At 58.2% G+C, this 9,551-nt stretch carries 6 protein-coding genes; 3 read left to right on the plus strand and 3 right to left on the minus strand.

Features of this window, described 5'->3' with window-relative positions; translation table 11 throughout:
- From QYL93_RS31530 to QYL93_RS31540, 3 genes are all read right to left on the minus strand, one after another.
- The coding region (locus QYL93_RS31530; protein ID WP_305747379.1) for a hypothetical protein at positions 1-425 on the minus strand (425 nt) is incomplete at its 3' end.
- A 96-nt stretch (positions 426-521) separates the two neighbouring features.
- Positions 522-2,942 (minus strand): catalase, encoded by a 2,421-nt coding sequence (locus tag QYL93_RS31535; protein ID WP_305747380.1) that lies wholly within the window; start codon positions 2,940-2,942, stop codon positions 522-524.
- Positions 2,943-3,268: 326 nt separating this feature from the next.
- The gene (locus QYL93_RS31540; protein ID WP_305747381.1) at positions 3,269-4,162 is read right to left on the minus strand and encodes an amino acid ABC transporter substrate-binding protein; all 894 of its coding nucleotides are present in this window, start codon (positions 4,160-4,162) and stop codon (positions 3,269-3,271) included.
- Positions 4,163-5,131: 969 nt separating this feature from the next.
- Here QYL93_RS31540 and QYL93_RS31545 point away from each other — a divergent pair.
- From QYL93_RS31545 to QYL93_RS31555, 3 genes are all read left to right on the plus strand, one after another.
- Entirely contained in the window at positions 5,132-6,094 is a 963-nt protein-coding gene (locus QYL93_RS31545; RefSeq protein ID WP_305747382.1) for a methyl-accepting chemotaxis protein, read from the plus strand.
- A 235-nt stretch (positions 6,095-6,329) separates the two neighbouring features.
- Positions 6,330-7,985 carry a methyl-accepting chemotaxis protein gene (locus tag QYL93_RS31550; RefSeq protein ID WP_305747383.1) on the plus strand — a complete coding sequence of 552 codons (1,656 nt, stop codon included), beginning with the start codon at positions 6,330-6,332 and terminating at the stop codon, positions 7,983-7,985.
- Between the two features lie 831 nt (positions 7,986-8,816).
- A complete protein-coding gene (locus tag QYL93_RS31555) occupies positions 8,817-9,107 on the plus strand; it encodes a hypothetical protein (protein WP_305747384.1) in 291 nt (96 codons plus the stop codon).
- Positions 9,108-9,551: the final 444 nt, after the last annotated feature.

Consider the following 9,551-nt stretch of genomic DNA (forward strand, 5'->3'; position numbering starts at 1 on the left):
CATCTTAGTAACGACGCGTCGGTTGCGATGGCATTCCATGTGCCATCGCCCCCCATCCGAAAATACACGCTTGCACTATGCGCGATGAAAAGCATTGACGAAAATTGATCGGGCGGTAGCGTCAACGTCCCGATAGCTTCACCAGAGCCATATTCAAAAGTGGGATCTGGCAGCTGTGTAGCTTTTGAGAACCCGATGAATAGGTGTGTAGATGTGCTACCCACCTTCGCTCCTATAAGTTCAATCAGGCCAGTGCAGCGCTCGATCTCATATCCAAAGTGTTCGTGAGGATGTAATCCGGAAAACGCGGCACTGCGAACCGTTTTGGCCCTGACGATTGCCCCGCGATTCCAGTCGGTAGAAAGATCCAGCGGAGAGAAGGGATGGAGGCGTCCTTTAGGACGGACGAAGTCGACTTTGGTCATGATTGAAGCAGAACTGAATTCAAGGGCGCCGCTGCAGATTGCGGGCCCTAGGGTTGCCATAATTCTCAAAAAAATGGGCCGTACGGCCCATTTTTCTTATACCCTGGGAGGGTCGGTTTCTCGCTCTGGGTGCCGATGCCGCGCTATCCCCTGGATGAACGAGTTGAAGTCGTTGGCGGATGCTCCAAGGAACATTCCAGGATCGGGATCACCAGACGGGAGAGCCGCTGGAATCTGCGCCTTGAGCATCAGAGCTGCCGAGGCCGGCATTACCAAGATGGTCTTGCAGTGGCGATGCTGATCCTTGATGAATTCCGCAGTGTGACCATCCCCCGCCAATGCCTGCACACCTGCTTCACCATCCGGCAAAGCCAGTGCATCGAAGAGGAACCCGGGCTCATTCTCCAGTGAAGCGTCGGCATTAATCGCCACACCGTCGCTGGTCTTGACCGGGCCAATGCGTGGCGCAACGAAGCGCGGTACGGCGCCTTGGGCGAAAAGGGCTTCGTGCAGCGCGACCGCGCTTTTGCCAACAATGCCATCAGCAACAAGAATGGCAACTTTGCGTCCCTTGATGCTTCCGTCACCTGGTCGAGCGAGAAGGGACAAGGCCGGCGATTTGGACACCTCAGGCTTTGGTGCTTTGGCCAGCGCCCGGGGCATTGCTTCAGGCAATGCTGCCATGCCAATACCCGTTGCCACCTGCTGCGCGAGGTCATCGGACACATTGCGCAGGGAGGCAACCATGCGCTCACGGATCGCTGGCACCGTCACTTTGCTCAATTCAAAGCGGAACGCGGCCGCAATGTGGGCTTGCTCCACAGGAGTCTGGCTGTTGAAGAACAGAGTTGCCTGGGTATAGTGGTCCGCGAACTTTTCAGGTTTCGCGCGTACCTTGCCTTGGGACTCCTTGGCCTGAATCCTGGCGGGCACGGAGACAAAGCCTTGAGCTGCACCGGCTTGGAACGGACAGCCGCCGCCCAGCGAGTTAGGCTCATACGCGACCTTGCCGCGATGGATGGCCTGGCGGTGCATGCCGTCACGCTGGTTGTTATGCACCGGGGCGATGGGTGAGTTGATGGGCAGCTCGTGAAAGTTAGGGCCGCCCAGACGCGAGATTTGCGTGTCCACGTAGGAGTGGATGCGTCCCGCGAGCAAAGGGTCGTTGGAGAAATCGATGCCCGGCACCACGTGCGCGGTGCAGAAGGCCACCTGCTCGGTCTCGGCAAAAAAGTTGTCGGGGTTGCGGTTGAGCACCATGCGGCCGATGGGGCGTACGGGGATCAGCTCTTCCGGAATGATCTTGGTCGCGTCCAGGATGTCGAAGCTGAACTTGTCCGCTTGCTCTTCCGTGAATACCTGCACGCCGAGCTCGTATTCGGGATAAGCGCCCGCCTCGATACGCTCCCACAGATCACGGCGGTGGAAGTCTGGATCGGCGCCGGAGATCTTGACCGCTTCGTCCCACACCAGCGAATGGGTGCCTGCCTTGGGGTTCCAGTGGAACTTGACGAAGACCGACTCGCCCGCGGCATTCACGAAGCGAAAGCTGTGAACGCCAAAGCCCTGCATAGTGGCGTAGCTGCGCGGAATACCGCGGTCCGACATGGCCCACATCAGCATGTGCGTGGACTCGGGCATCAGCGAAACGAAGTCCCAAAAGGTGTCGTGCGCGCTCGCGGCCTGTGGCATCGCATGGTGTGGCTCAGGCTTGACAGCATGCACCAGGTCCGGGAACTTCATCGCGTCCTGGATGAAGAACACCGGCATGTTGTTGCCCACCAGGTCCCAGTTGCCTTCGTCAGTGTAGAACTTGACAGCAAAGCCGCGCACGTCGCGCGCCGTGTCCTTGGAGCCTCGCTCACCCTGCACGGTAGAAAAGCGCACAAACACGGGGGTGATCTTGCCGGCCTCCTTGAACGGCGCGGCGCGCGTGAGGTCCGTCAGGGGTTCGTAGCATTCGAAGAAACCGTGCGCACCAGACCCGCGGGCGTGCACGATGCGCTCGGGGATGCGCTCATGGTCGAAGTGCGTGATCTTCTCGCGCAGGATGAAGTCTTCGAGCAGCACCGGGCCGCGCTCGCCGTATTTGAGCGAGTTCTGGTTGTCGGCGATGGGCACACCCTGGTTGGTGGTGAGCATCTGGCCCGCGGAATCCACGCGCACGCGGTCAAGCGGCGCGATGGTAGCGTTCACGCCTTCAGGGGCGACCGTCCCAGTCTTGGCACTGCTGTTTGCTTCCGACACCGTGCTACCTGATGGCAGCCGCGAAGCCGCCTCAGCAGTAGCGCCCGGCACAGGATTCACACCGTTGGTAAAGCCGTGCTCTCCCGCCTTGTCCGCGTTGTACGGCTTGGCGGCGGCGAGGTCGTTGGTTTCTCCCGCCTTCGCAGAGAGAACGTCAGCAGCTGGCCCGAGAGCTGAAGGCGCGCTGTCCGTATTTCTGGCAGGTGCTGCAGCAGTTGATGGAACAGGCGCGGCAGCGCCCTTGGCAGCACGCGTAGGATCTTTGGGCATTGTGTACCTTCGTCACATTGGTTGTGGGAACGGTACAGATTAATGGGTCCCCAACGCAACGGCGTGTAGGACTGTGGCGCAACGGAGAAGGCAGTTGTTGCTGGCTGTCGAGCGAGTGAATGACAGTTAGATGCGACTGCTACTCTTTCGAACGGAGTGATTCAGCACCTTAGTTCCAGAGATCGGAAGTCTATTCTTCACTTATTACGTCTTGCGCTGTATTACTTAGTACTTACCGAAGAGTCCGAGATCCAAGCCGAAGTAGAGGCAATACGAGCACGATTCAGCGAAACTAAAAGTCATTGCATATTTCCGAGCAGCCATGATTAGTAAGTAGGCGGTAGACTTTCGGACGGTGAAGAAACCTGGGCCTTCAGAATTTCGTTCATTGGAAGTTTTAAGTTGAAGTTTTTGCCCGGAATGGGTTTTTGGAACCATGTATCGTAAATAGCCCGAAATTCGCCTGATCGCATCAGACGGAAGATTTCCTTGTTGACTGACTTGAGCAAATCAGAGTCTTCCAGCCTCAAAACGATTCCATATGGTTCAACTGACAAGAATTTCTTCGAAACGTAAAAGTCTTGGGGATTGGAGACGCTTGCTCTATGCGTAGCAAGAATGACGTCGTCCGCAAGCCACGCGTCAACCTTGCCGCCTCGAAGCAGACTCCAAGCTTCCTCGTGCTCCAGCGTTTCATTCACTGCAATATGTGAAAGGCGCTCCCTGTTGCTCATATCGACTAGTTTGAAGGCTGTCGTGCCTTTTGCCACGGCCACGCGTTTGCGGAATAGCTGATTCAAGTCATCGGTTGAATCGCCTTTTTGGCTCAAAATCTTTATCCCGGCAATGTATATTGGGGCCGAAAATAAATACTCACGGCGGCGTTCAGCATTGTTGGTCGTACTGCCGCACTCCATGTCTGCACGACCATTTTTAAGTGCCTCCCCGCGGTCACTTAGAGAGACTTTCACCCATTGTATTCTTAACGGTTCCTTCTTCGATGTTTCAAGCGAGCTTATTATTCGTTTGCATAGCTCTACGGTAAATCCAAGAACATTTCCTGAATTATCAACATAGGAGAAAGGAGCAGAATTTTCTCTATGTGCCAGACGCACCACTCCTCGTTCGCGAATATTATTCAGAATTTCACTGTGAGCAGCTGCTGAGAAGAATACTGCAGCGCTGCAGAAAAATGATAATTTTGCGATATTTTTTAGCATGGTAGTGTTTTAACCGCCGTACCTCTGAATTAGTGAAGCGGGCAAAATCGTTGGGAATTGTGGAAGTGGTTTTTACACTTGCTTCGAGTCGAATTTGGGCGGGTTTAATCCCCATTTTAGAACTCTACCAAGGCCCATCAATGTCGTCGTGTGCTTGTGCTGAGAACGTAAAAGTAGCAGGGATATGCGGTTTTATAAAAGGGGGTTGTGGACGTGGCATTTTCTGGCGCTGAGAAGGAAATTTCATCAGCAACTCTCATGTATCCTGCTAAACGATCGCATAATATATCGTGAATTAATAGAACGTTTGTACTAACGAGAATAATGATTATTCAACCTGTCGGCATCCGCTCCAGCGCAGACCACTGAAGCCATGCAATATCCCATAGGGAGCACCACAATTCTACTAATACTACAAACGAGAGCCAGTGGACAACCTCGTCGAACTACAAACCTCAGCGTCGTAATCTTAGTTAACTTCTCCACATCACACGTTGTATCTTGACCATAGATCATGCACATTTTGTATGAGTGCATAAGTGGTTTTGCATATTTAGTGTTTAAGATATGAAGCATAGGTGCCACCGACAAGATGAAATTATGAGCCGCGCTCAATTAGTTGTAGCTGCGCTATTGGTTTTGGCGAGCTAACATGTGCGTCGCTATGAAAAACCAGGAACTAGCATAAAATTCGAGCTGGACCGGCCTCTTGCCGTGCACAACATAAGTGCGCCGGTTTTGGGCGGTGAATTAGGAATTACCATGTCTTTAAAGAGATTTTCAACGGCCAGATCTTGCTGGTGTCGGTTGCCTGCTTGGTAGCGGCGATGCTGGTGCTTACCCCGCTTAACTTCCGCGCGGGCGCAGGTCCAGGGTTCGCTGATCAAGGAGAGCCCAGCCAAAGCCCACAGCCACGCTGAGACGATCGCCGAGTGGGCGCGCGCCAAAAGCGGCATCATCGTCGCGTCGGTGCAGTCCTTCACCGAGGCCAAGCCCGCCAAATCCCTGGCCATGCTGCGCGATGCAGGCCAGTTCAGTACCGCGTACTTCGGCTATGCGGACAAAAAATACGTGTTCTCCGAAGCGCGCAGCCTGCCCCCCGACTACGACCCCACAGCGCGGCCCTGGTACCAACAGGCCGCCAAGGCTGGCGCGCCGGTGGTCACGCCACCGTATATCTCCGCGTCGGACCAGAAGCTGGTGGTGACCTTCGCCGCTCCCGTGGGCAGCGGCGCGGCGCTGAAGGGCGTGGCCGCAGGCGATGTTTACATGGAGTCGGTGGTGGCCAATGTCGCCTCGATCCGGCCCACGCCGCAGAGCTTCGGCTTCCTGGCTGCGTCGGATGGCAAGATCATCGCCCACCCCGACGTGGCGCTCACGCTCAAGCCAGTGACGGACCTTTCCAAGGATCTGAGCGCCGAGAAGTTGCTGCAGGTCGCCAAGGACAAGGGCGTGCTGCGTTCGGAGATTGGCGGACGCAGCCGCCTGTTGAGTGTGGCGCCTGTGGCTGGCACGCCCTGGATGCTGGTGGTGGCGCAGGATGAGAGCGAGGCCATGGCGCCGATCCGCACCATGCTGGGCACCTCCATCGGCACGGGCATCGTGGTGCTGCTGGTGGCCCTGGTGGTGCTGGCGGGCATCCTGTCGCGGCGCTTGCGCCAGCTGACCCTGGTGCGCGACGCCATGCACGAGATCGGCGCGGGCGACGGCGACCTGTCGCGCCGCATCGACGCGCAGGGCGAGGACGAGCTGGCGCAGATCGCCGCCAGCTTCAACAGCTTTGCGGGCAAGCTCTCGGGCGTGCTGGCGCAGATACGCGACGCCAGCAACTCGGTGCGCGTGGCCGCCGAAGAGATTGCCACCGGCAACCACGACCTGAGCGGGCGCACCGAGCTCACCGCGTCCAGCCTGGAAGATATCTCGGCCTCTTGACCTTGAACCGCTCGGATGAACTTGTGCCGGCTATACGACTTGTCCGAAAAAACATACGACGAATGTGTATGTGCTACGGGTCGATAGCATTGAAGAGCCTTCTCTAAAAGTACAGCAGCAGTTATCGCACTCCAACACGGTGAAATGGCTAAGGCACAATGATGCGATAGGCGCAGTGTCTACCGGCAGCAGCACTTAGGCGAGTAGGTTTTTTGCCCAAGAACGAAAGTATCAAATGAAGACCCCCTCGCCTATCAAATCCCTGTCGATCTCCAGCCGCCTGGGCCTGGGCTTCGGTTGCCTGCTGGTCCTGCTGATGGCGGTGGCCGCCGTGGGCCAGCTCTCGGTGGGAAAACTGCACGAGCATTTGCAGCAGGTCACCGGCACCGGTGCCACCAAGACCCGGCTGGTCAACGAAATGCTGGACAGCGTGAGCGCCATCGGCATCCAGAGCCGCTCTGCCGCCATGCTCAACGAGATCGATCCCAAGCAAGCCACCGCCCAGATCAAGAACGCTGAAAAATCCGTGCAAGGCTACGCGCGCCAGGAGACCAGCCTGTCGGACCTGTTCAAGGCCGACGGCACCACCGATGCGGAGCGCAAGCTGCTGGCCGAGGTGCAGGAATTCAGCCGCAAGAGCCGCCCCGAGCTGGATGGCGCGATGAAGGCCGCCGACGATGGCGACACCGTGAGCGCCACGCTGAACCTCATGACCAAGGTCGCGCCGCTGGAAACCGCCTGGCGCGGCAAGCTGGCCGAGCTGATCGAACTGCAGAACACCTTGAACAGCCAGGCCACCGCATCGGCCGAGGTCACGCAGAGCCGGGCGCGCTGGACGGGTGGCATTCTGGTTGTGGTGGCCGTGGGGCTAGGAACTCTCATCGCATGGCGTATTACAACCAGTATTACAGTCCCCATTGGCCGTGCGGTGGTGGTGGCTGAGCGCATTGCGCATGGCGACCTGACATCGCAGGTGGAAGTGCGCATCCACGACGAGACCGGCCGCCTGCTTGAAGCCATCGCCGCCATGCAGGACCGCTTGCGCAGCCTGGTGGGTGACATCGGCGGCACGGCGGAATCCATCCTCGTGGCCAGCTCCGAGGTCGCCTCGGGCAACCTCGACCTGAGCCACCGCACCGAGCAGACTTCGCACAACCTGCAGGGCGCCGCGAATGCCCTGGCAGATCTGACGGGCACCGTCTCGCAAAGCGCCGACTCCGCGCGCCAGGCCAACCAGCTCGCCTCCTCGGCGTCGGACGCCGCCACGCGCGGCGGCGAAGTGGTCTCGCAGGTGGTGCGCACCATGGATACCATCAGCAGCAGCTCGCGCAAGATCGCCGACATCACCAGTGTCATCGACGGCATCGCCTTCCAGACCAACATCCTGGCCCTCAATGCTGCGGTGGAGGCCGCGCGTGCCGGCGAACAGGGTCGCGGTTTTGCCGTGGTGGCCAGCGAGGTGCGCAGCCTGGCTGGTCGCGCAGCCCAGGCCGCCAAGGAAATCAAGACGCTGATCGGCGCCAGCGTCGAGCATGTGCAGGAAGGCAGCGCCCTGGTGAACCACGCGGGCAAGACCATCGAGGAACTGGTGATGTCCGTGCGCCGCGTGTCCGACATCATGGGCGAGATCACCGCCGCCACGCAGGAGCAGAGCCAGCGCATCGGCGAGGTCAGCCACTCGGTGGGCGCGCTCGAAGAGATGACGCAGCAGAACGCCGCGCTGGTGGAGGAAGGTGCTGCTGCCGCCGACAGCCTCAAGGAACAGGCCAGCCGCCTGACGCAGATGGTGCACACCTTTCGGCTGGACCGTGACAATGGTGAGGAGGGTGAATGGGCGAAGCTTCCCAATAGACAGGCCACGAAAGTTTACCTATCGCATCAAACAAAATGATGCCAGGGTCCAATGAAAAGTACACGTCCATAGGGGCCGGTAGATCCCCCGGGATCGGGCACATCATGGTTCAAGCTGCGCCGCAGTGCTAGACATGGCGTGTAGGCAGGGGCGCTAGAGGCTGGGGGGGGAGGTCATGGAGCTGTCCCAGTTGTCGTCAGCGGTCGCTGATATTGAGGCCCTTTACCTTCAGGTGCAGGCGCGCCCTCTGCAGGCGCTGCAAAGCGTCTCTGCTCAATTTACCGACCATACTGACGCTAACGGAAGTGCGCCACTTGATTGGAAGCTCGAAGGTGTTGGATATGCTCGATCGCCAAACCATTGATGCGCTGAGTCTGCCCTGTCTTCTATTTGCACCGCCGCTCAGGTACATCCTTTGAGCGGGTCCTTCTATGCATAACGCCACGTAGTCTACCGATGAGGCCGTGAGGGTCGAAACATAATTTATTGCGCGCCACAGTGCAACGCTGGGCGGGGCGGTTGGCGAATGATTGCGCGAACTATTCTAGGGCACGTCACGCGCAGGTCATGTCACTTCCATGCAATGCATGACTGCCCATCAGTGGGTATTTCAAGGGCGTCTGCTGCTCGCCGACCCTATTCAAGAGGTCGGCACGCCCATCTGGCTCGCCAGAAAAATGCTCGATGTTTGCCGTGGAACTCGCCGGTGTAAGTTCCGCAACGCCGGTCCGCCTTTGTTCAAACGGCGCAGGAAGCGCGCACGGGCGCGTCTGGGTGTGAAGAATGACATACACGACTTACGTGTATGTGAGCGGCGTACTTTATGGAATACTTGAATCTTGAATCGCAAATTTCCTTTGAGGAGAACCGATGGATGGGCAAAAAATTGTTGGGGATCACCTCATGGACTGGGCCAGTGCTCAGGGTCTAACACTGCGTTGGAATGCGGGGGCCCTTCGTCTTGAACAGAATGACGGGGCTGCAGGGGCTGTGGTCAACTTTCCTCGCGGCTTCTGGCCATATTTCATGACGCTCGATGAAACTCGACTTGAGGACGCGCTCCAGTCCATACAGCTTGCGGTCGCCATGCAAAATCGTGCGCCTGGAGGGCCCGACGCTCACGAAATCCACATCCCTCTTGATCTGGTAATGCACTCTTGAATTTGGACGGTCGGCGAGTCAGTGACGTCCCGCAATCGATCTCCTTGGCGATGACGGCCATCTATGTTGAGGGCGGAACAAGATGAACCTTCGCCGCTGCGGGTGCGATCAGGTCCGCACTGGGACCCGGCTGATTCGGAGGCCAGCTGCTGTAGCCCGCCGGAGAGTAGGTGAGCTGGTGACGGGCTAGGAGTCTGCGCGGCAGAAGTTGGGCGCCCGCCTTTTGCGGTCCGCTGAACGGCGCGGGTTGAGGTCGGCCGGGCTTGTGGCGGTTTGCGGGTGTGGTGGATGCGCATCAAGCCCTGGCACGACCTGGATCAGAGCCCGGTGGGACGTTTGTGACCGCAGCTGCGGGCCTTTTACACGGTCATCACCGCCATTCGCCGCAGGTTCAGCGCCATGCACACGAGCTTCCACTCGGCCCGCACCCTATGCAGGCCTCGT

This window comes from Acidovorax sp. A1169 (assembly GCF_030704685.1).
GTDB lineage: Bacteria > Pseudomonadota > Gammaproteobacteria > Burkholderiales > Burkholderiaceae_C > Acidovorax.